The organism is Salinicola sp. CR57 (assembly GCF_003206585.1).
In the GTDB taxonomy this organism is placed as follows: Bacteria; Pseudomonadota; Gammaproteobacteria; order Pseudomonadales; family Halomonadaceae; genus Salinicola; species Salinicola lusitanus.
The window spans coordinates 1-18690 of record NZ_PZJL01000009.1 but is presented as its reverse complement, the minus strand read 5'-3'; the positions used below and the strand labels follow the sequence as shown (position 1 = coordinate 18690).

Sequence of the window (18690 nt, the reverse complement as noted above, 5' to 3'; positions counted from 1 at the left end):
CGTGCCGGGCACGACGACGAGGAGCGCACTGTGAACGAAAGCAATATCGACTGGATCCTGGCAATCGCCTGCTTCCTGGCGGGCATCGGTATCGGCGCCCTTTGTTACCACCTGCTGAACGCCAATGTAGCCCGCAATCAGAAAGTGCGTCAGCGTCTGGCCGAGACGGAGCTGGAGCTCAATCAGGTCAAGGATGCGCTGAACGATCACTTCGCCAAAGTCGCCGATCTGGCCTCGAGCATTCAGCGCCAGAGCCATGATCTCGAACAGCACCTGATCCAGGGTGCGGACAAGCTGGTCGACGACCTGAAGCTGAAACGTCGATTGCATGGCAGTCAGGAAGAGGCCGAAGAGGTCGACCTGCCCCAGGTGCCGCGCGACTACGCCGACGGTACCGGCGGCACGCTGGCCGAAGATTATGGCGTCCGGCAACGCAGAACCACCGAACAGCAGGACACCGCTCCACAGCCTCCCCGCTACTGAGTGGTCGAAGGCCGCCGGAGCCCAACGGGTTCCGGCGGCTGCCACCCCTCCCCTCAAGCCGGATTGCCGATGTCCACGAACCGGTGCTCGATACCGAAACGTTCCGCCAGCCAGTTGCCAAGCGCCTGGATACCATCGCGCTCGGTGGCATGGTGGCCTGCTGCCAGATAGGTCACCCCCATCTCTCTCGCCATGTGCGTGGTGCGCTCGGAGATTTCACCGGAGATGAAGGCATCGGCACCCGCCTCGGCGGCCATCGGCAACATGTCCTGAGCGCCTCCCGTACACCAGGCGACCCGTCTTATGACGCCGGAACACCCCTCTATCAGGGTTGGCGTCCGACCCAGAGCCCGCTCGACGAGCCCCGCCAGAGCGCCACTGTCCAGCTCAACTTGCGGCACGCCCATCCACAGCAGCCCCCGGCCCAGCTCTCCATCGAGACAGCGTTCTACCTCGAACCCCAGACGCTGCCCCAGGCAAGCGTTGTTGCCCATCGAGACGTGGGCGTCCAGCGGCAGGTGGTAAGCCAGCAGATTGATGTCGTTGCTCAACAAGGTAGCCAGACGCCGATGCTTCATGCCGGTCACGCTCACCGGCTCGTTTTTCCAGAAATAGCCGTGATGGACCAGCACGGCATCGGCGTTCCAGGCCACCGCCTCGTCGAGTAACGCCTGGCACGCCGTGACGCCGGTCAGGACACGCTCGATCCGGTCCCGCCCCTCGACCTGCAATCCATTGACGGTGTAATCCTTGAACGCGTCGATATCCAGCTCCGTATCGACCGCCTCCAGGAGAATCTGCCGCGAAATCATACTGTCTCCCAGCGCAAAGCCTTGGTGAATGTTACACTTTTAGTCCGTACCGCCATCGTGCCAGGCACTGCGCACCGCGCCATCGAGCGTATCGTACTTTCATCGATCCCGCTTCGGCTCCATCGGCGTAGCCACGGCCGCCTCGATCACTACAGCGCTGCCAGATGTGGCGAAGTCGCTCTGATTTTCAGTCTAAGGACCCAGCACATGCGCCGCCACCTAGCCGCCTATCTGTGGCCCGCCCTCTGCGGCATTCTGCTCGCCGTCGTCCTGCTCTACGCCTTTCCGTCGCTGCTGGGTCGAGACCGAACCGCCAGCGATACGTCAGCCGGTACGGCGAGCGTCAAATCCGCGACCTCGGAACGCGCCCTGCCCGGCGTCATCGATGCACCATCGCTCAATCGACAGGAAGGGCCCGTCAGCTACTCCCAGGCTGTCAATCGCGCCGCCCCGGCCGTCGTCAACGTCTATTCGTCGCGTGTCGTCGACACCGGCCAGCACCCGCTGATGTCGGACCCGTTCTTCCGCCAGTTCTATGGCAAGAACGTACCGCAACGCCAGCGCATGCTGTCGAGCCTGGGTTCGGGGGTGGTGGTCAGCGAAGAGGGCTATATCCTCACCAACAATCACGTGATCAACGACGCGGACGAGATCCAGGTGGCCCTCCGCGACGGCCGTGAAGCCATCGCCCAGGTGATCGGCACCGACCCCGATAGCGATCTGGCGGTCCTCAAGATCGATCTCGACGATCTGCCGGTCATCAAGCTGAGCGATTCTGAGAAGATCGCCATTGGCGACGTCACCCTGGCCATCGGCAACCCCTTCGGTGTCGGCCAGACGGTGACCATGGGGATCATCAGCGCGACCGGACGCGATCATCTCGGCCTCAGCCGCTACGAGGACTTCATTCAGACCGATGCCGCGATCAATCCGGGCAACTCGGGGGGCGCGCTGGTGGACACCAACGGTTCGCTGATCGGCATCAATACGGCGATATTTTCCCGCTCCGGCGGCTCCCAGGGAATCGGTTTCGCGATACCTGCCAATCTGGCACGCAGCATTCTGAACGACATCGTGACCCAGGGCCGCGTCATCCGGGGCTGGCTGGGGATCGACGCCCAACAGATGACGCCGGACCTGGCGTCGTCGTTCGGCCTCAAGACCCTGAGCGGCGTCATCGTGGCCAACGTCGTATCGGGCGGGCCCGGCGACGAAGCCGGACTGCGCCCCGGGGACATCCTGCTCGCCATCGACGGCAAGCCGATTCTCGATCCGCGGGAGACCCAGGTGGATATCGCCGAGATACCCCCCGGCACGGAGCTGCCATTGACCATCGTGCGGGGAGGCGAGAAACGCCAGGTGACGTTGAAGGTCGGCGAGCGCCCGCCGCCGACCCAGGGCAACGATGACGCAGCCAAAAGGGCCCAGGCTACTCAGGATTCGGGCGCGTCCGAGACACCCGGTACCGATGGCGATTCCGGCGCCCGCTAGCCGCCACCCAACGACGATCGCCGCCCAAGGGGCGGCGATCGTCTCTCTCCACGGACCGGATCCGATGCCCGGCCCTCAGCGCTTGAGGCGGTTCTCCGCCGAGCGGGCGTGGGCCGTCAAGGACTCGCCCCGCGCCAAGACCGATGCGGTCCGGCCCAGCGTATCGGCGCCCGCTGGAGAACACTGGATCAGCGACGAGCGCTTCTGGAAGTCGTAGACACCCAGCGGAGAGGAGAAACGCGCCGTACCGGAGGTCGGCAGCACATGGTTGGGGCCAGCGCAGTAGTCACCGAGCACCTCCGCCGTGTGGCGCCCCATGAAGATGGCACCGGCGTGACGCACGCCCTCTACCATCTCCTCGGGGGACTCCACGGACAGCTCCAGATGTTCGGGCGCGATGCGGTTGATCAACTCGACCGCCTGGCCGGGCCCCTCACAGAGGATCAGCGCTCCCCGCCTCGCCAGCGACTCGCGAATGATCGCCTCCCGCTCCATGGTCGGCAGCAGCCGCTCGATGGAAGCCAGGACAGCCTCGAGGTGTCCGGCATCCCAGGCCACCAGAATGGCCTGGGCATCTTCGTCGTGCTCGGCCTGGGAAAACAGATCCATCGCCAGCCAGTCCGGATCGGTACCGGCGTCGGAAACCACCAGTATCTCGGAGGGCCCGGCGATCATGTCGATGCCGACCTGACCGAAGACGGCCCGCTTGGCGGTCGCCACGTAGATGTTGCCGGGCCCGACGATCTTGTCGACCCTGGGCACGCTCTCGGTACCGTAAGCCAGGGCGGCAACGGCCTGGGCGCCGCCCAGCGTGAAGACCCGGTCGACGCCAGCGAGATGGGCAGCGGCCAGCACCAGCTCATTGACCACGCCGTCCGGCGTCGGCACGACCATCACGATCTCGCGCACGCCGGCCACATGGGCCGGCAGCGCATTCATCAGCACCGAGGAGGGATAAGCCGCCTTGCCGCCCGGCACGTAGATGCCGACGCGATCGAGCGCCGACACTTTCTGACCCAGCATGGTGCCGTCCGGCTCATGATACTGCCAGGATTCCGGCTTCTGGCGCTCGTGATAGCTCCGAATGCGCTCCGCCGCGTGTTGCAGCGCCTCGCGCTGGGCCGCAGGGATCGACGCGAACGCCGCCTCCAGACGCTCGGCCCCAATCGTCAGCTCGGACATGGCCGTGGCGGCGAGCCGGTCGAAGCGATTGGTATATTCGATCAACGCCGCATCGCCGCGCCGACGAACGGCGTCGATGATCTCAGCAACGCGGGCCGAGATTTCATGATCGGAAACCCCTTCCCAGGCCAGTAGCGCGTCGAGGCGCGCGTCGAAGTCAGCGTCCCGAGTGGCGAGGCGGGCAATGGTAGTCGTTTTGCTCATCATTGGTTCTCTCTACGTGCGATCGCGACCGTGACGCCGCCGACGGCGTTCATGCGGCCCAGGACTCGCTCATGGAGCCGCAGCTCAAGCGGCGGTCCGCGCGCTCACCGCGTGACGCAGACGCTCGATCAGCGGTTTGAGTCGCTCGTGCTTCATCGTCATCGACGCCTTGTTGACCACCAGCCTGGTGCTGATGTTCTCGATCAGCTCGCGAGGCTCCATACCGTTGGCGCGTAGGGTGTTACCGGTGTCGACGATATCGACGATCTCGTCGGCCAGGTTCATCAGCGGCGCCAGCTCCATCGCACCGTACAGCTTGATAACCTCGGCCTGGATGCCCTGCTCTGCGTAGTAACGACGCGCCACGTTGACGAACTTGGTCGCCACACGACGCCTGGCCCGCGCGGGCTGGGCGCCCACGATACCCGCCGTCATCAGCCGGCAGCGCGAGATCCCCAGGTCGAGGGGCTCGTAAAGCCCCTCCGCGCCGTGCTCGAGCAGCACGTCCTTGCCGGCGACACCGAGATCGGCCGCCCCCAGTTGCACATAGGTCGGCACGTCCACCGCCCGGATGACCACCAGCTTGACGTCGGGCAGATTGGTGTCGAACAGCAGCTTGCGACTTTTGCCGAAATCGTCCGCCGGCGTGATGCCCGCGTCCGCCAGCAGTGGCAAGGTCTCTTCGAGGATACGGCCCTTGGATAGCGCCAGGATCAGTTGATTGCTCATGGTATCTCTACACCCGGCTAACCCGGCACGCGACGAATGCGCGCACCCAGGAGCTGCAGTTTCTCTTCGATACACTCGTAGCCACGGTCGATATGGTAGATCCGGTCCACCATCGTCTCACCCTGGGCCACCATCGCCGCCACCACCAGGCTCGCCGACGCACGCAGGTCGGTCGCCATCACCGGCGCGCCGGACAGCTTCTCGACGCCAGTCACCACGGCGGTGTTGCCCTCGAGCGCGATGTGCGCCCCCATCCGATTGAGCTCCTGCACGTGCATGAAGCGATTTTCGAAGATGGTCTCGACGACCGTACCGGTGCCCTCGGCTACCGCGTTCAGCGCCACGAACTGGGCCTGCATGTCGGTCGGGAAGGCCGGGTACGGCGCGGTGCGCAGATTCACGGCCCTGGGCCGGCGTCCGCCCATGTCGAGCTCGATCCAGTCGTCTCCCGTGGTCAGGGTGGCGCCGGCCTCCTCGAGCTTGGCCAGCACGGCCTCCATGATGTCGGCCCGCGTCTTGCGCACCCGCACACGCCCGCCGGTGGCAGCGGCAGCGACCAAGAAGGTGCCGGTTTCGATGCGGTCCGGCATCACGTCGTAGTGACAGCCGTGGAGACGCTCAACGCCCTCGACCGTAATGGTATCGGTCCCCTGACCGCGAATATTGGCGCCCATGGCGATCAGGCACTCGGCCAGATCGACGACTTCCGGCTCACGGGCGGCGTTTTCCAGCACCGTGGTTCCTTCGGCCAGCGTGGCGGCCATTAACAGGTTTTCGGTCCCGGTCACCGTCACGGTATCGAAGAAGATCGTGGCGCCCTTGAGACGGCCATCGACGCGGGCGCGAATGTAACCACCCTCGACGGTGATCTCCGCCCCCATCGCCTCGAGCCCGCGGATGTGCAGATCGACCGGCCGGGAGCCGATGGCACAGCCGCCGGGCAGCGACACGTCGGCCTTGCCGAAGTGGGCCAGCAGCGGCCCGAGCACCAGGATCGAGGCGCGCATCTTCTTGACCAGCTCGTAGGGGGCATGACAATCGCGCACCTGCGAGCCATCGATCTGGATACTCATTTTCTCGCCCATGACCGGCTCGATGCCCATGCGGCCGAGCAGCTCGAGTGTCGTGGTGATGTCCTGGAGATGCGGCAGGTTGCCGATGGTGACGGGTTCGTCGGCGAGCAGCGTCGCCGCCAGTATCGGCAGCGCCGAGTTCTTGGCACCACTGGCCCAGACTTCGCCGTCCAGCGGCCCGTTACCGGTAATGATCAGCTTGTCCATGAAGGTTCGCTATAGAATCGAGAGAGACGACCGGCCCGAGAGGCCGGACAGGAGCTCAGGCACCGAGGTTTTCCGGCGCCGACTCCCACTGGGCGGGAGTGAACGTCTTGATGCTGATGGCGTGGAGCGCACCGGAGGCGATCTCGTCCGACAGCGCGCCGTAGATCAGCTGCTGACGCTTGACCGGGCTCATGCCATCGAAGACGTCGCCCACGGCGATCACCTGGAAGTTGCAGCCTCCGCCCTGGATATGGAATTCGCAGCCATCGATCTGACTCTCGAGGCGGCTTTTGACATCGCTGGGTTGCATGACATCGGGCTCCCTTGTGACTGCTGCGCAGGATGCGCAGGGAAAGCGCCACATGGTAGCGGAAAGCGCCCCGTCTTGGCGATCTTGGCGATGGGCAAAAACGTCGCAAGTCGATCGCGGCCGGCGAGACGCCTCGAGGGATCAGTACCGCGCCGGGGCCGGCTCGACACAGGTCGTTTCGGTAGTCGCCAGCAGCGGCGCCAGTTCGGTGATGTCCACCAGTCGCTGCAGCGGCAGGGAGAGCGCCACGCGCCTGAGGTTCAACGAGTGCCGACTGACGCTGCGCATCCAGACCAACAGCACACTGAGAACGGCGCTGCTGGCCACCTGCACGCCCGTCAGGTCGAAGGAGACCTCGGCTTGGGCCGGCAGCTCCGCCAGCCAATGCCGGCCTGCCTGAGCAAGCGGGCCGGCACTGTCGAAATCCGCTTCGCCACGGATCGTCAGCGCGTTACCGTCGACGACCTCGAGCGTGGCATCTTCTCGCTCCAGCAGGACACTCACGCGTCGCCGCCCTGCTCCAGCTCGTCGGTCCCGACTGCCGGCGCCCAGTTGTTGATCACGGTATCGATGTCCCGATTGTTGTCGCGCATCGCCTGATCGAACTGGTTGCGGAACGTCAGTCCCAGATTGATGCCGTTGACGATGACGTTGATCACCTTCCACTGGCCGTCGCTCTGACGCAGTGTGAAGTTGACCGGGTAGGTCTGGCCGCTGGTGGAAATCACTTCCATGGGCACCGAGGCCTGATCGTCGTACCGGCCCGCGTCTTCGCTATCTTTCACGCGCAGCGTCTGATAATCGAAGGTGACCAGCCCCTTGGCGTAAGTGTCGATCAGGGTCTTGCGGAACACCGTGACGAACCGTGAGCGCTGCTCCGGCGTTGCGGCCCGGAAATAGCGCCCCATCACGCTGGCGCCGATGTAACGGAAATCTGCCACTTCCGCCATGTTGGTGTCGACGAGCTTGGCCAACTCACCCTCATGCTGGGCGTAGTAGTCCTTCTTGCCCTCGAGCTCGGACATCAGGGAGTCGACACTCTGCTGGATCACCTGGGTCGGCGACTGCTGGGCCTGGGCCGGGGTGGCGATGCTCGCCAGACACACCGCGACGATCGTCAGCGCCGCCATCCAGACACCGCGCATCCCGGTATCACGCCCCGGAGCACTCGAGGCCTTACGTGCGAAGGTCATTTTCATCATCGACTCCTTGTCTGCGATTACGTTCTTCCGGCTCACTTGGCCATGTTCGACACGAACTGTTGAATGAGATCCTCCAGCACCAGTGCCTGCTGGGTATCGTGAATGACGCCACCATCATGGAGCATGTCGGGCGCGCCCCCCACGGTCAGACCGATATACTGCTCGCCCAGCAACCCGGACGTCAGGATCGCCGCCGTGGTGTCATCGGAGAGTTTGCCATCGTACTTCGAGTCCAGCTCCATGGTGACCTTGGCATCGAACCACTTGGGATCGAGCTGGATGTCGGTGACCTGCCCCACGCGCACCCCGGACATGGTGACCTTGGCCTGGGGACGCAGCCCGCCAATGTTGGCGAAATTCGCGGTCAACGTGAAAGTGTTGCTGGGGACACCCACCCCCAGCCCGCTCACCCGAAGCCCGAGAAACACCAGGCCGAGAATGCCTGCCAGCATGAAAATGCCGACGCCCAGTTCCAACCAGCTGTTGCGCTTCATCCGAGATCTCCAAACATCAGCGCGGTGAGCACGAAATCGAGGCCCAATACCGCCAACGAGGCGTAGACCACCGTGCGGGTGGTCGCGCGCGAAATACCTTCCGAGGTGGGGATCAGGTCATAACCCTGGAATACCGCAATCCAGGTCACGACCAGCCCGAATACCAGACTCTTGACCATGCCGTTGAGCACATCGTCGAAGAAATTGACGCTGTCCTGCATGTTGCTCCAGTAGGAGCCGGCGTAGACGCCAAGCCATTCGACACCGACCAGGTAGCCACCCCAGATACCGACCACACCGAAGATCACCGTGAGTATCGGCAGCGAGACGAAGCCGGCCCAGAGCCGGGGCGCGACGATCCGGCGCAACGGATCGACACCGATCATCTCCATGCTGGTGAGCTGCTCGGTCGCTTTCATCAGGCCGATCTCGGCGGTGAGCGCCGAGCCGGCACGGCCGGCAAACAGCAATGCCGCCACGACCGGTGCCAGCTCGCGGACGAGGGAGAGCGCCACCATCTGGCCCAGCGCCTCGTCGGCGCCGAACCCGACCAGGATGGTGAACCCCTGCAGCGCCAGCACCATGCCGATGAACAGCCCGGACACCAGTACGATCGCCACCGACATCACGCCGACGAAGTGCATCTGACGAAGCCAGAGGTGAAACCCCTCGCGAGAGGGCAGGCAGAAGATCGACTGGACCAGGAACAGCCCCGCTCTTCCTATCGAGCTCAGGGTATCGAGCGTGGCGCGGCCCAGCGCCGTGAGATATCGCGTCATGAGAACTGTCCCGCCGGCGCCAGGATGTCATCGAAAAAGTCCGGCGCAGGATAATGGAACGGCACCGGACCGTCGGGCTCGCCATGTACGAACTGCTTCACGTGAGCGTCGTCGTTGACGTCCAGCGTCTGCGGCGTGCCATGCGCCATGACTCGCCCATCGGCGATGATATAGACGTAATCCGCAATCGACAGCGTCTCCTTGATATCGTGAGAGACCACGATAGCCGTCAACCCCAGCGCCAGGTTGACCTTCTTGATCAACTGCACCAATACGCCCATCGAGATCGGGTCCTGCCCCACGAACGGTTCGTCGTAGAGCACCAGGTCCGGATCCAGCGCCACCGCCCGCGCCAGTGCCACACGCCTCGCCATCCCGCCGGACAGCTCCGACGGCATCAGGTGTCTGGCACCACGCAAACCCACCGCCTGGAGCTTCATCAGCACGATGTCGCGGATCATGGCATTCGGGAGTTCGGTATGGATGCGCAACGGAAAGGCGACATTCTCGAAAACGTCGAGATCCGAGAACAGCGCGCCACTCTGAAACAGCATGCCCATTCGGCGACGCAGCTTGAAGAGCGAGCGCCGGGACAGCTTGTGTACGTCTTGGCCGTCGATGAGGATCTGGCCACGATCCGGCGCCAGCTGGCCGCCGATCAGTTTCAACAGCGTCGTCTTGCCGGTCCCGCTGGGCCCCATGATGGCGGTAATCTTGCCGAGCGGAATCTGCAGATCGACACCGCGAAAGATGTCGGTGTTGCCGCGAGAGAAGTGCAGATCCTTGACCTCGACCATAATCGGATCGTCCATGCAGCATCCACCAAGCTAATGAGATCAATTATCGAACATTGTATCCTAACCTTGGCATCAGCGACCAGCAATCACTCTCGGGCGGTGAAAATCACTCGCGCAGGAGGGACGAATCACCGACCGATCAAAGGTATACTGCAGGCGTTTCGGACATGCGACGCCCACTAGCGGTCAGACGGAGTCCGAGGCCATGAACGATTTCTCCGTCTCATTCATCACCACCGGGGAGCCTTTGCCGAGACCATGAGCGACATCGCCGCGCTAGATTTCCGCGCCAGCGCCAGGCGCACGTTGACCTTGGAACAACAAGCCATCGGGGAGCTCGTGGCGAAGCTCGATGACTGCTTCGATGAAGCCTGCAAGCTGCTTCTCGCCTGTCGCGGCCGGTTGATCGTCACCGGAATGGGCAAGTCGGGGCACATCGCACGCAAGCTGGCAGCGACCTTCGCCAGCACCGGCTCGCCCTCTTTCTACGTCCATCCGGGCGAAGCCAGCCACGGCGATCTCGGCATGATCACCGGCGACGATGTCGTCATCGCTCTGTCCAACTCGGGCGAGACCCAGGAAATCACCGACCTGCTTCCGCTGTTCAAACGTCTCGGCGCGCCACTGGTCAGCCTCACCGGGCGACCCGGCTCCACGCTGGCACGCTACAGCGACGTCCATATCGATGTCGGCGTCTCTCGCGAGGCCTGCCCCCACGACCTGGCACCGACCTCCTCCACCACTGCCGCGCTGGCGATGGGAGATGCGCTGGCGCTGGCGCTGCTGGAAGCGCGGGGATTCAGCGCCGAGGACTTCGCGCTGTCGCACCCAGGCGGCACCCTCGGCAAGCGACTGCTGCTGCGCGTCGCGGATCTCATGCACGAAGGTCACCGCCTCCCCAGCGTACCGACCGGCAGCCCATTGCGAGAGGCGCTACTGGAGATGACCCTCAAGGGGATGGGGTTTACCTGCGTCGTCGATGAACGCGGCATGCTGGTCGGTGTCTATACCGATGGCGATTTGCGTCGGACCCTGGACCAGCGCGGCGATTTCGCAATGCTGCGCGTGGACGACGTCATGACCCGCGGCGGCAAGACGGCCTCGCCCGACATGCTGGCGGCGGAGGCCGTGAGGATCATGGAGGATAACCGGATTACCGCACTGGCGGTGGTCGAGAACGGCGCCCCCGTCGGCGCCCTCCACATGCATGACCTGCTGCGAAGCGGCGTCATTTGAGGCCCCGCCCGACGCCGGCTCCACCGAAACTCGAGCCCATTCCAGCCGATGGCGGACATGGGCCCCGATCACCACACTCACCACAAGGAGATAACGTGGCCAAGACAGTCAGATTCCAGTCTCCCTGGTGGCGCCGCCTCGGCCTGCTGGTCCTGCTGCTGGCACTGGGGGGCGGTCTGACCTACCTGGACCAGCGCGGCGAGAACGGCCAGGAGCCCGTCATCGGCAACACGGTCGGCGAGCCCGACTACTATCTCGAGGATGCCAGCATGACGCGCTTCGACGAACGGGGGCGCGCCTATCAGCGACTGGAAACGCCACGCCTGGTGCACACGCCCTCCGACGACATCATCCGCACCGAGGCGCCCCACGGTTACCTGACCGACGACCAGCAACGCCAGTGGCAGGTGACCAGTCAGACGGGGCAACTGAGCCGCAGCGGAGAGCAGTTGACGCTCCAGGGCGACGCCCGTCTGGTTCAGCCGGAGCAGGCGTGGAGCCTGGAAACGCAGACGCTGCACTACGACAACCGCGAGGCCCACGCCTGGAGTGACACGCCCTCCGTGTTGCGCCAGCATAATCAGACCATGCGCGGGGATCGCTTCGATGCCTGGATCAACGAAGATCGTATGCGTTTGACCGACAACGTGCAGGGGCGCCTGCCACAGCAATCTGAGGATCAAGGATCATGAGGCGAGAAATCGGCCAACTCCTGGTGCTGACCGCGCTGGGTTTCACCAGTTTTCCAACCATCGCGCTGGAAAGCGATGCCAGTTCACCGATCGAGATCGCCGCCGATCAACTCGAGCTGGACGACCGTCAGGGTACTGCAGTCTATACGGGTGGCGTCGACCTGCAGCAAGGCAGCATGCACCTCAAGGCCGCACGCGTCGACATCCAGCGCGGCAACAACGGCCAGGTCAGCCTGGTCACCGCCAAGGGCGGCGGCGGCGAGCGCGCCTACCTCGAACAGAAGCCGTCCCCCGACCAGGAGATCGTCAAGGGCTGGGGCGACACCGTGGTCTATCACGCGGCCCAACGACGCGTGGAACTGATCGGTAACGCGGAACTTCATCAGGCCGGCGACACCTTCGATGGTGCCTATGTCGAGTATTATCTCGACTCGCGACGCGTCCAGGCCCGCTCCGCCCAGAACAGCGACGGGAACGGCGACGGCCGCGTCCGCATGACCCTCACGCCGCGTGACTCGTCCCAGTAACGCTCAAACCCTGACCCGGCACGGCCTCGAGCCGCCGCGTGGGGCGTGATCGCCGACACCATACCCGGCGCGCAGCCACAAGGATCGTATTCATGAAAACGCTAACGGCCGCCAACCTTGCTAAGAGCTACAAGGGACGCCGAGTCGTCCACGACTTCAGCCTGACGCTGCGGCAAGGCAGCATCGTCGGCCTGCTGGGGCCGAATGGCGCAGGCAAGACCACCTCCTTCTACATGATCGTCGGCCTGGTCAAGTCCGATGCCGGCAGCGTCCATATCGACGACATGGATCTCAGCCGCGCCCCGATGCACGACCGGGCGCGAGCCGGCATCGGCTATCTGCCGCAGGAAGCCTCGATCTTCCGCAAGCTGAGCGTTGCCGACAACATCATGGCCATCCTCGAGACGCGCAAGGACCTGGATCGTGCCGGGCGACGCGAGCGGCTGGAACAGCTGCTCGGCGACTTCCACGTCGATCATATTCGCGACAACCTGGGCATGAGCCTGTCCGGCGGCGAGCGGCGGCGGGTCGAGATCGCCCGCGCCCTGGCCACCGAGCCGGCCTTCGTGCTGCTCGACGAACCGTTCGCCGGTGTCGACCCCATTTCGGTCGGTGACATCAAGAGCATCATCCGCCAGCTGCGCGACCGCGAGATCGGCGTCCTGATCACCGATCACAACGTGCGCGAGACGCTCGACATCTGCGATAATGCCTACATTGTCGGCGACGGCCAGATCATCGCCGAGGGCCGGCCCCAGGCCATTCTCGAAAACCAGCGCGTCCGCGAGGTCTATCTTGGCCACGAGTTCCGCCTGTAGTCGCCTCTCCCTCGTCATGCCATCGGCAGCCATACCTGGCATCCGCGTCGATGGCATGTTTCTTGCATGAAACGTTGCATCTCGTCACCGCAGCCAGTAACGTAAGCCTTCCACCGTTGATTGTGACGATCGTTTCTCCATGTCCATGAAGCCCTCGCTGCAACTCAGGGTCGGCACGCAGTTGACCATGACGCCTCAGCTCCAGCAGGCCATTCAACTGCTCCAGCTGTCGACGCTCGACCTCCGCCAGGAAATCCAGCAGGCGCTCGAATCCAATCCCATGCTGGAGATGGAAGAGCCCTACTCGGAGCAGGAAACTCAGGACGCCACGGAAGACGAGTGGGCCAGTGACATTCCCGATGAACTGGCCCTCGACAGCGACTGGAGCGATACCTACCAGGACGCCCATGCCAGCTCGTCGGGTAGCGCCAGCGAAGAAGCGCCGGATTTCGACCGCAACGCAGCCGTGACCACCCTCCAGGATTATCTGCTCTGGCAACTGGCCATGGGAGATTTCGACGAGCGCGAGCGCGCGCTCGGGGAGTGCCTGATCGACGCCGTCAACGACGACGGCTACCTGGTGGGCTCGCTGGACGAGCTGGCGACGAGTCTGCGCGAGCAGCGCAGAGAGAGCGTCAGCATGGCCGATCTCGAGCACATGCTCATGCGCCTGCAGCAGTTCGATCCGACCGGCGTCGGCGCTCGCAATCTGCGCGAATGCCTGCTGCTTCAACTCGGCACACTGGACGACGACACGCCGCTGCTACCCCAGGCCAAGCGCCTGGTGCGCCAGTTTCTCGAGGCGCTGGCCGGCAACGACCGGCGACTGCTCAAGCGTCGCCTGCGTCTCGAGGAGAACGAACTCGACAGCGTCATCGCCCTGATCCGGACGCTGGAGCCGCGCCCGGGGCAGCGCTTCGATACCAGTCGTGACGATTACGTGGTTCCCGATCTGGTTGCCACGCCCTCTCGCGATGGCTGGCGCATCGAGCTCAATGCCGAAACCCTGCCGCGCCTGCGCATTCAGCCCGACTACGCCGCCCTGATCAAGCGGGCGGACAAGAGCGATGACAACACCTTCCTGCGCCAGCACCTGCAGGAAGCCCGCTGGCTGATCAAGAGCCTCTCCAGTCGAAACGATACCCTGCTCAAGGTGGGTCGAGAGATCATGTCGCGCCAGATCGGGTTTCTCGAGCGCGGCGAAGAGGCGATGAAACCCCTGATCCTGGCCGATATCGCCCGCAGCGTCGACATGCATGAATCGACGATCTCCCGCGTCACGACCCAGAAGTACATTCACACGCCACGCGGCGTATTCGAGCTGAAATATTTTTTCTCGAGCCAGGTCGGCGGCCAGGGCGGCGAAGGTGATAGCTATTCGAGTACCGCCATCCGCGCTCGCATCAAGAAATTCATTGGCGACGAATCCCCTCGCAAGCCGCTGTCGGACAGCAAACTGGTCGAATTGCTGGCCCAGTCCGATATCAGCGTGGCCAGACGCACCGTGGCCAAATATCGCGAAGCCATGGGCATTCCGTCCTCCAGCGAGCGCAAGCGTCTGGCCTGATACAGGGCTCCGAAACCAGTCAAGACTCGCCATTCCGAATCAGATCGATCACGATGCCTTTGCAGTCCCCTGAAAAGGGTTACAATCAGAAGTGCCATCTGCCGCAACAGGAGTGTGTCATGCAAGTGAACGTTACCGGCCACCATGTCGAGCTGACCGACGCCCTCCGGGACTACGTCGGAGAGAAACTCGTTCGTTTGGAGCGTCACTACGACAACATCACCAATGTCCAGGTCACCCTGAGTGTCGAGAAGGAACGCCAGCAGGCAGCCTGTACCCTGCACGCAGCAGGCGGCGATCTACACGCCGAAGCCAGCGACACCGACATGTATGCCGCCATCGATTCACTGGCCGACAAACTCGACCGCCAACTGGTCAAACACAAAGAGAAGGCACAAGCCCGCGCCCAAGGCGCAGGCGCCCGCTGACGCCTGATGATGACACTGGAAAGCATTCTGCCCCCCGAGCGAACTCTGTTCGAGGTCACGGGGGGCAGCAAAAAACGTCTGCTGGAATTCTTCAGCACCTTCATCGCCCAGAATACACCCAGTCTGGATAGCCATGAGGTCTTCAGCCGCCTGATCGGTCGCGAGCGACTGGGTAGCACGGGGATCGGCAACGGCGTTGCCATCCCCCATGCCCGCAGTCCGCATTGCAAAGGGCCGATCGCGGGATTCATGCGCCTGGAAGACGCCATCGACTTCGATGCCATCGACGGCGAGCCGGTGGATCTGGTTTTCGTGCTGCTGGTGCCGGAAGAGGCGGATGATGCGCATCTGTCGCTGCTGGCGGAAGTTGCCGGCATCATGAATCAGAGCAGCGTTCGGCAGCAGTTGCGTCAGGCCGACTCGCAGCGGGCGTTGCATGACGCGCTCGTCGATGCCATCCGCCATCACCGTGACAGCGACGACGGATAAGCGATGCAACTCGTCATCATCAGCGGCCGCTCGGGCTCGGGGAAATCGATCGCGCTGCAGGCGCTCGAGGATCTTGGCTACTATGCCATCGACAACCTCCCGGCCAACCTGCTGGCACCGCTGATCGACGAGCTACGCAGCGCGCCACCCTCCCGCCCCAACGTGGCGGTCAGCATCGACGCACGCAACCTGCCCGAATCGCTGGAGCGTTTCCCCATCCTGCTGGAGGCGGTACGCAAGCGCGGCATCGATACTCAGGTCGTCTATCTCACCGCCGACGCCAAGATCCTGCTCGAGCGCTACTCGGCCACTCGCCGCCGTCACCCGCTGACCCGCGGCAATGACATGACCCTGGCCGAGGCCATCGATCACGAGCAAAGCTATCTCGCGCCGATTCGCCGCGTGGCCGACCTGGTCATCGATACCCAAGGGCTCTCGGTGCACGATCTCCGGGCCCGGATCGGCGAGCAGGTGGCCAAGCATACCGGTGGCCGCCTGACCCTGACCTTCGAGTCGTTCGGCTTCAAACGGGGCGTGCCGCTGGACGCCGACATGGTGTTCGACGCCCGCTGCCTGCCCAACCCGTTCTGGGACCCCGGGCTGCGCGCCTACGACGGCAGGGATGCCTCGATCATCGAGTTCCTGGAGTCTTACCCCGATGTCCATGCCCTGGCGGAGGATATCCATGGCTGGCTCGATCGCTGGTTGCCATCCTACCTGGCCAGTCATCGCAGCTACCTGACGGTTGCCATCGGCTGTACCGGCGGCCAACACCGCTCGGTCTATCTGATCGAGCGGCTGGCACGCCATTTTCACCACGACGACGCCGATATCCGACTGCGCCATCGTGAGCTGGGTATTCATACCGCTCTCTCGAGCGACTCAGCAGCGCAGCCATCGGCACCAACAGGAAACGCAGGATCCCCAGAGCGCGATGCCGACACGTGAACTTCGTCTGACCAACCGCCGCGGGCTGCATGCCCGTGCCGCCACCAAGCTGGTGCAGTGCTGCCAACCCTTCGACGTACGCGTCGCGATCTATCACGGTAACCGCCAGGCAGATGCCGCCAACATCATGTCGCTGCTGATGCTCGCCGCCCCTTGTGGCACCGAGCTGGTCGTCGTTACCGAAGGCGAAGACGAGGACATCGCCATGGACGCTATCATCGGGCTGTTCGACGCTCGTTTTCACGAGGACGAGTAACCCGCCTCATTTATGAACAGCGTTTTCCATCCTCGTCATGCGCCTCGACGATGGTAGAATGCTCACCCTATCGCCAGTCGTTCAAGGATGACCGTTCAGGATGAGCAACAATCCCGAAAAACTGCAGCCACGGCTGGCCAAGCTCAACCAAGCCCTCGAGAGCGGCGCGCTGGATCAGGCGCGGCGCATGCTCAATCGCGGCTTGGCGCCGGTGGATGTCGCCCACCTGCTCGAATCGACGCCGCCCAAGGAGCGCGAGATCCTGTGGGGCTTGCTGGACCCCGAGCTACACGGCGACGTGCTGCAGTATCTGGGCGATGACGTCCAGCTCGAATTCCTCAACCGCATGGATGCGGAAGAGCTGCTGACAGCGACCGAAGGGCTCGACGTCGACGACCTCGCCGACCTGCTTCAGCAGCTACCCAATACCGTCATTCAGGAAGTCCTCCAGTCCATGGAGGCGCAGGAACGCCAACGCGTCGAAGCGGTGCTCTCCTATCCGGAAGACACCGCCGGCGGCCTGATGAACCCGGATGCGATCACCATCCGCCCGGATATCACGCTGGACGTCGTTCTCCGCTACCTGCGTCGCCACGAGCGCCTGCCGGATGCCACCGACACCCTGCTGGTGGTCACGCGCCGCGATGAGCTGATCGGGATCCTGTCGATCAACCGCCTGCTGGTATCGGATGTCTCGGTCCTGGTTCGCGAAGTGATGCAGACCGACTTCCACGCCATTCAGGCGACCGCCTCGGATAGTGACGTGGCGACGCTATTCCAGAAGCACGACTTGATTTCGGCACCAGTCGTCGGTATCGACGGCAAGTTGCTCGGCCGCATCACCATCGACGACGTGGTCGATGTCATCCGGGAGGATGCCGAGCACCAGGTCATGAGCATGGCCGGTCTCGACGAGGACGAAGACACCTTCGCCCCCGCGCTGAGGACGAGCCGCCGCCGTGCGGTATGGCTCGGCATCAACCTGGTCGCGGCGACGATCGTCTCCATCGCCATCGGTTTCTTCGAGGACACCATCCAGCAGATCGCCGCGCTGGCCGTGTTGATGCCGATCGTTTCCAGCATGGGCGGTATCGCCGGCTCCCAGACGCTGACTGTCCTGATTCGCGGTATCGCGCTGGGCCACGTCTCGGGCGCCAATGTCCGTTGGCTGCTGATTCGCGAACTGCTCGTCGGCATGACCAACGGACTGATCTGGGCCGTCGTCGTGGGCGCGATGTCGGTGTTCCGCTTCGATGACATTCGGCTCGGCGAGATCATCGCCATGGCGATGGTCATCAACCTGACCGTCGCCACGTTCGCAGGCACCCTGATCCCGGTGATGCTGAAAAAGTTCAAGATCGATCCGGCACTGTCCGGCGGCGTGCTGTTGACGACCATCACCGACGTGGTCGGCTTCGTCGCCTTCCTCGGATTGGCGACGGCGTTCTATCTGTAACGACACCGTGGCAACGTATCCCCAAGACACGAGCGCCGGTCAGGCAAGGAGCAGCAGATGAACTTCCATACCCGCAAGTGGATCAAGCCCGAGGATCTCAACCCCAACGGGTCACTCTTCGGTGGCAGCCTGTTGCGCTGGATCGACGAGGAGGCGGCCATCTACGCCATCATTCAGCTGGGCAACGCCCAGGTGGTGACGAAATACATCTCCGAGATCAACTTCGTCTCCAGTGCCCGGCAGGGCGACATCATCGAGCTGGGCATCACCGCCACCCGTTTCGGCACCAGCTCCATTACCCTGGAGTGCCACGTCCGCAACAAGATAACCCGCAAGAGCATCCTGACGATCGACAGGATGATTTTCGTGAATCTCGGCGAGGACGGCGCTCCCGCCCCGCATGGCCGCACCGAGATCACCTATGTCAAGGATCGCTTCGACGCCTGAAGCCGCGAGCCGCGAAAATCATGCCGCTAAGAAAAAACCAGCGACGAACGTCGCTGGTTTTTT

23 protein-coding genes are annotated in these 18690 nt (G+C 63.6%); 13 read left to right on the top strand and 10 right to left on the bottom strand.

Annotated elements, in window-relative coordinates:
* The first annotated feature begins 30 nt into the window (after positions 1-30).
* Complete coding sequence (locus DOM56_RS14610) at positions 31-483, top strand: DUF1043 family protein (protein WP_110709835.1); 453 nt, start codon at positions 31-33, stop codon at positions 481-483.
* Between the two features lie 53 nt (positions 484-536).
* On the opposite strand, the gene DOM56_RS14605 is transcribed toward DOM56_RS14610, so the two are convergent.
* Positions 537-1295 (bottom strand): Nif3-like dinuclear metal center hexameric protein, encoded by a 759-nt coding sequence (locus DOM56_RS14605; protein WP_110709834.1) that lies wholly within the window; start codon positions 1293-1295, stop codon positions 537-539.
* 207 nt (positions 1296-1502) lie between these two features.
* Here DOM56_RS14605 and DOM56_RS14600 point away from each other — a divergent pair, with 207 nt between their 5' ends.
* Complete coding sequence (locus DOM56_RS14600) at positions 1503-2786, top strand: Do family serine endopeptidase (protein WP_110709833.1); 1284 nt, start codon at positions 1503-1505, stop codon at positions 2784-2786.
* Positions 2787-2861: 75 nt separating this feature from the next.
* Here the strand turns inward: DOM56_RS14600 and hisD are convergent, their stop codons facing one another.
* The 9 genes from hisD to DOM56_RS14555 form a co-directional block, all read right to left on the bottom strand.
* Complete coding sequence (gene hisD, locus DOM56_RS14595; RefSeq protein ID WP_110709852.1) at positions 2862-4172, bottom strand: histidinol dehydrogenase; 1311 nt, start codon at positions 4170-4172, stop codon at positions 2862-2864.
* Between the two features lie 84 nt (positions 4173-4256).
* Positions 4257-4901 (bottom strand): ATP phosphoribosyltransferase, encoded by a 645-nt coding sequence (gene hisG, locus DOM56_RS14590; protein WP_110709832.1) that lies wholly within the window; start codon positions 4899-4901, stop codon positions 4257-4259.
* A 17-nt stretch (positions 4902-4918) separates the two neighbouring features.
* On the bottom strand, positions 4919-6181 hold the full coding sequence (murA, locus tag DOM56_RS14585; protein ID WP_110602340.1) for a UDP-N-acetylglucosamine 1-carboxyvinyltransferase: 1263 nt from the start codon (positions 6179-6181) through the stop codon (positions 4919-4921).
* A gap of 55 nt (positions 6182-6236) precedes the next feature.
* Complete coding sequence (locus DOM56_RS14580; RefSeq protein WP_110709831.1) at positions 6237-6491, bottom strand: BolA family protein; 255 nt, start codon at positions 6489-6491, stop codon at positions 6237-6239.
* A 141-nt stretch (positions 6492-6632) separates the two neighbouring features.
* Complete coding sequence (locus DOM56_RS14575) at positions 6633-6995, bottom strand: STAS domain-containing protein (protein ID WP_110709830.1); 363 nt, start codon at positions 6993-6995, stop codon at positions 6633-6635.
* Positions 6992-7621 (bottom strand): ABC transporter substrate-binding protein, encoded by a 630-nt coding sequence (locus DOM56_RS14570; RefSeq protein WP_232822318.1) that lies wholly within the window; start codon positions 7619-7621, stop codon positions 6992-6994. Before DOM56_RS14570 ends, DOM56_RS14575 begins: the two co-directional genes overlap by 4 nt.
* A gap of 104 nt (positions 7622-7725) precedes the next feature.
* Positions 7726-8187, bottom strand: coding sequence for an outer membrane lipid asymmetry maintenance protein MlaD (gene mlaD, locus DOM56_RS14565; protein ID WP_110709829.1), 462 nt, complete (start codon positions 8185-8187; stop codon positions 7726-7728).
* Positions 8184-8966 carry a lipid asymmetry maintenance ABC transporter permease subunit MlaE gene (gene mlaE / locus DOM56_RS14560; RefSeq protein ID WP_110602334.1) on the bottom strand — a complete coding sequence of 261 codons (783 nt, stop codon included), beginning with the start codon at positions 8964-8966 and terminating at the stop codon, positions 8184-8186. Before mlaE ends, mlaD begins: the two co-directional genes overlap by 4 nt.
* Positions 8963-9778: an ATP-binding cassette domain-containing protein gene (locus tag DOM56_RS14555; protein ID WP_110602332.1), complete on the bottom strand. Its 816-nt coding sequence runs from the start codon at positions 9776-9778 to the stop codon at positions 8963-8965. The genes mlaE and DOM56_RS14555 overlap by 4 nt, the downstream gene beginning before the upstream one ends.
* A gap of 243 nt (positions 9779-10021) precedes the next feature.
* Here DOM56_RS14555 and DOM56_RS14550 point away from each other — a divergent pair, with 243 nt between their 5' ends.
* The 11 genes from DOM56_RS14550 to DOM56_RS14500 all read left to right on the top strand — a co-directional run bounded on the left by DOM56_RS14550 (position 10022) and on the right by DOM56_RS14500 (position 18627).
* Positions 10022-10999, top strand: coding sequence for a KpsF/GutQ family sugar-phosphate isomerase (locus tag DOM56_RS14550; RefSeq protein ID WP_110709828.1), 978 nt, complete (start codon positions 10022-10024; stop codon positions 10997-10999).
* A gap of 95 nt (positions 11000-11094) precedes the next feature.
* Positions 11095-11691 (top strand): LPS export ABC transporter periplasmic protein LptC, encoded by a 597-nt coding sequence (gene lptC, locus DOM56_RS14545; protein WP_110709827.1) that lies wholly within the window; start codon positions 11095-11097, stop codon positions 11689-11691.
* Positions 11688-12218: a lipopolysaccharide transport periplasmic protein LptA gene (gene lptA, locus DOM56_RS14540; protein WP_110709826.1), complete on the top strand. Its 531-nt coding sequence runs from the start codon at positions 11688-11690 to the stop codon at positions 12216-12218. The genes lptC and lptA overlap by 4 nt, the downstream gene beginning before the upstream one ends.
* Before the next feature lie 92 nt (positions 12219-12310).
* Positions 12311-13036 (top strand): LPS export ABC transporter ATP-binding protein, encoded by a 726-nt coding sequence (gene lptB, locus DOM56_RS14535; RefSeq protein ID WP_110602325.1) that lies wholly within the window; start codon positions 12311-12313, stop codon positions 13034-13036.
* 139 nt (positions 13037-13175) lie between these two features.
* Positions 13176-14603, top strand: a complete 1428-nt coding sequence (locus DOM56_RS14530) for an RNA polymerase factor sigma-54 (RefSeq protein WP_110709825.1) — start codon at positions 13176-13178, stop codon at positions 14601-14603.
* A gap of 119 nt (positions 14604-14722) precedes the next feature.
* The gene (raiA, locus tag DOM56_RS14525) at positions 14723-15031 is read left to right on the top strand and encodes a ribosome-associated translation inhibitor RaiA (RefSeq protein ID WP_071232900.1); all 309 of its coding nucleotides are present in this window, start codon (positions 14723-14725) and stop codon (positions 15029-15031) included.
* 9 nt (positions 15032-15040) lie between these two features.
* A complete protein-coding gene (gene ptsN, locus DOM56_RS14520) occupies positions 15041-15520 on the top strand; it encodes a PTS IIA-like nitrogen regulatory protein PtsN (RefSeq protein ID WP_110709850.1) in 480 nt (159 codons plus the stop codon).
* A gap of 3 nt (positions 15521-15523) precedes the next feature.
* On the top strand, positions 15524-16468 hold the full coding sequence (gene rapZ, locus DOM56_RS14515; RefSeq protein ID WP_110709824.1) for an RNase adapter RapZ: 945 nt from the start codon (positions 15524-15526) through the stop codon (positions 16466-16468).
* On the top strand, positions 16455-16724 hold the full coding sequence (locus DOM56_RS14510; protein ID WP_110709823.1) for an HPr family phosphocarrier protein: 270 nt from the start codon (positions 16455-16457) through the stop codon (positions 16722-16724). The genes rapZ and DOM56_RS14510 overlap by 14 nt, the downstream gene beginning before the upstream one ends.
* A gap of 100 nt (positions 16725-16824) precedes the next feature.
* A complete protein-coding gene (gene mgtE / locus DOM56_RS14505; RefSeq protein WP_110709822.1) occupies positions 16825-18180 on the top strand; it encodes a magnesium transporter in 1356 nt (451 codons plus the stop codon).
* Positions 18181-18237: 57 nt separating this feature from the next.
* The gene (locus tag DOM56_RS14500; protein ID WP_110709821.1) at positions 18238-18627 is read left to right on the top strand and encodes a hotdog domain-containing protein; all 390 of its coding nucleotides are present in this window, start codon (positions 18238-18240) and stop codon (positions 18625-18627) included.
* Positions 18628-18690: the final 63 nt, after the last annotated feature.

Excerpts from the sequence above, each read along its gene's own strand:
- DOM56_RS14605 (WP_110709834.1), bottom strand. The coding sequence starts at position 1,295 with ATGATTTCGCGGCAGATTCTCCTGGAGGCGGTCGATACGGAGCTGGAT.
- DOM56_RS14600 (WP_110709833.1), top strand. The coding sequence starts at position 1,503 with ATGCGCCGCCACCTAGCCGCCTATCTGTGGCCCGCCCTCTGCGGCATT.
- hisD (WP_110709852.1), bottom strand. The coding sequence starts at position 4,172 with ATGAGCAAAACGACTACCATTGCCCGCCTCGCCACTCGGGACGCTGAC.
- hisG (WP_110709832.1), bottom strand. The coding sequence starts at position 4,901 with ATGAGCAATCAACTGATCCTGGCGCTATCCAAGGGCCGTATCCTCGAA.
- murA (WP_110602340.1), bottom strand. The coding sequence starts at position 6,181 with ATGGACAAGCTGATCATTACCGGTAACGGGCCGCTGGACGGCGAAGTC.
- DOM56_RS14580 (WP_110709831.1), bottom strand. The coding sequence starts at position 6,491 with ATGCAACCCAGCGATGTCAAAAGCCGCCTCGAGAGTCAGATCGATGGC.
- DOM56_RS14570 (WP_232822318.1), bottom strand. The coding sequence starts at position 7,621 with ATGGCGGCGCTGACGATCGTCGCGGTGTGTCTGGCGAGCATCGCCACC.
- mlaD (WP_110709829.1), bottom strand. The coding sequence starts at position 8,187 with ATGAAGCGCAACAGCTGGTTGGAACTGGGCGTCGGCATTTTCATGCTG.
- mlaE (WP_110602334.1), bottom strand. The coding sequence starts at position 8,966 with ATGACGCGATATCTCACGGCGCTGGGCCGCGCCACGCTCGATACCCTG.
- DOM56_RS14555 (WP_110602332.1), bottom strand. The coding sequence starts at position 9,778 with ATGGACGATCCGATTATGGTCGAGGTCAAGGATCTGCACTTCTCTCGC.
- DOM56_RS14550 (WP_110709828.1), top strand. The coding sequence starts at position 10,022 with ATGAGCGACATCGCCGCGCTAGATTTCCGCGCCAGCGCCAGGCGCACG.
- lptA (WP_110709826.1), top strand. The coding sequence starts at position 11,688 with ATGAGGCGAGAAATCGGCCAACTCCTGGTGCTGACCGCGCTGGGTTTC.
- lptB (WP_110602325.1), top strand. The coding sequence starts at position 12,311 with ATGAAAACGCTAACGGCCGCCAACCTTGCTAAGAGCTACAAGGGACGC.
- DOM56_RS14530 (WP_110709825.1), top strand. The coding sequence starts at position 13,176 with ATGTCCATGAAGCCCTCGCTGCAACTCAGGGTCGGCACGCAGTTGACC.
- raiA (WP_071232900.1), top strand. The coding sequence starts at position 14,723 with ATGCAAGTGAACGTTACCGGCCACCATGTCGAGCTGACCGACGCCCTC.
- ptsN (WP_110709850.1), top strand. The coding sequence starts at position 15,041 with ATGACACTGGAAAGCATTCTGCCCCCCGAGCGAACTCTGTTCGAGGTC.
- rapZ (WP_110709824.1), top strand. The coding sequence starts at position 15,524 with ATGCAACTCGTCATCATCAGCGGCCGCTCGGGCTCGGGGAAATCGATC.
- DOM56_RS14510 (WP_110709823.1), top strand. The coding sequence starts at position 16,455 with ATGCCGACACGTGAACTTCGTCTGACCAACCGCCGCGGGCTGCATGCC.
- mgtE (WP_110709822.1), top strand. The coding sequence starts at position 16,825 with ATGAGCAACAATCCCGAAAAACTGCAGCCACGGCTGGCCAAGCTCAAC.
- DOM56_RS14500 (WP_110709821.1), top strand. The coding sequence starts at position 18,238 with ATGAACTTCCATACCCGCAAGTGGATCAAGCCCGAGGATCTCAACCCC.